This window comes from Glycocaulis sp. (genome assembly GCF_052168375.1).
Classification (GTDB): domain Bacteria; phylum Pseudomonadota; class Alphaproteobacteria; order Caulobacterales; family Maricaulaceae; genus Glycocaulis.
Genome location: NZ_JBQLZR010000086.1, coordinates 1 through 1382 on the forward strand (window position 1 = coordinate 1; position 1382 = coordinate 1382).

1 protein-coding gene is annotated in these 1382 nt (G+C 64.7%); it reads left to right on the top strand.

Annotated features, from left to right (window positions below):
• On the top strand, positions 1–1220 hold a 1220-nt coding region (locus ACTS2Z_RS03290; RefSeq protein ID WP_442571805.1), incomplete at its 5' end, for an ATP-binding protein.
• Positions 1221–1382: the final 162 nt, after the last annotated feature.

The window sequence follows — 1382 nt, forward strand, 5'->3', positions numbered from 1 at the left end:
CCCCGCCGGGCCAGCAGGACATTGACGGCGCTCTGACCGGCCTCTGGCGCGGACTTCGCGACTTTATCGGCCGTTTCTATCTCTCGTCTGACGAGCTGGCTGCGCGCGAACGCTCGCTTGCCGAGGAGATTGCTGCCACGCAGTCGACCGGCGAGGCAGTCGCAGGGGTCAGGCGGGGCCGCTATGGCGAGCGGGTTGTCTCGGTCACGCTGGCGATTGCGCCGGTGCAGACAATCGTCGGCTCGGTTACATACGAATCCTACGATTACGACGCGCTGATTGCCGCCGACCGGTTGGCAATCCTGCCCTATCTCGGGTTTGCGGCCCTCATCATCGTGGCGTTTGGCGGTCTTCTGGCCTTGCGCATTGCCGGGCCGGTGAAGCGCCTCTCCGACGCTGCGCGCAGCGTGCAGCTGGCGGGCGGACGCCGTGTGCCCCTGCCGGACTTTTCACGCCGGCGCGACGAGATCGGTGATCTGGAACAGGCGTTCCGCGCGATGACAGATGCCCTCTATGACCGGCTCGATGCCATCGAGAGCTTCGCCGCTGATGTCGCCCACGAGATCAAGAACCCGCTGACATCGATCCGGTCAGCCGCCGAAGTCCTTGTGAGGGCCAAGGACGATGCGGCGCGCGAGCGCCTTGTCGGGGTCATCCAGAAAGATGTGCAGCGGCTCGACCGGCTGATCACCGATATCTCCAACGCGTCGCGCCTCGATGCGGAGCTGGCGCGCGACGAGGTGGCGCCGGTCGATCTGGTGCGGCTGATTCGCAACATCACCCGCATCTATATCGATGGCGAGCGGACCACTTCGGAGCGGCTGCGCGTCGAAACATCGCTTGCCGAAGCCTTCATCAGCGCCCGCGAGGAGCCGCTGGGGCGGGTCTTCACCAATCTGATCGACAATGCGCTGACCTTCTCGCCGCCGCAGGGAACTGTCACCGTGTCGATACGGCGCGAGCATGCCGGGCGGCACGACCAGTATGTCGTCACCGTGGAAGATGAGGGCCCGGGTATTCCGCCCGAGGCGCTGGAGACTGTCTTCCAGCGCTTCTACACCCAGCGCCCTGCCGGTGCGGCATTTGGTACCCATTCAGGGCTGGGCCTGGCCATCGCGCGGCAAGTGGTGACGGCCCATGACGGCACGATCCATGCGGAGAACCGCAAGGCGCCGCGAACCGGCGCACGTTTCATTGTCCGGCTGCCAGGCGTGGCATGAGGGGCACGCCTGTGGCTTCTTTGCCAGAGGACCCCTTTCACAAAGTTTCAAGGCAAGGTTACATAGCGGTCATAAACGTCCGCACTCCTGCCCATCCTGCTCCGGGATTTCATGATCGGCCTCGTCATCGTCACTCATGGTCAACTCGCGCAGGAGCTGGTG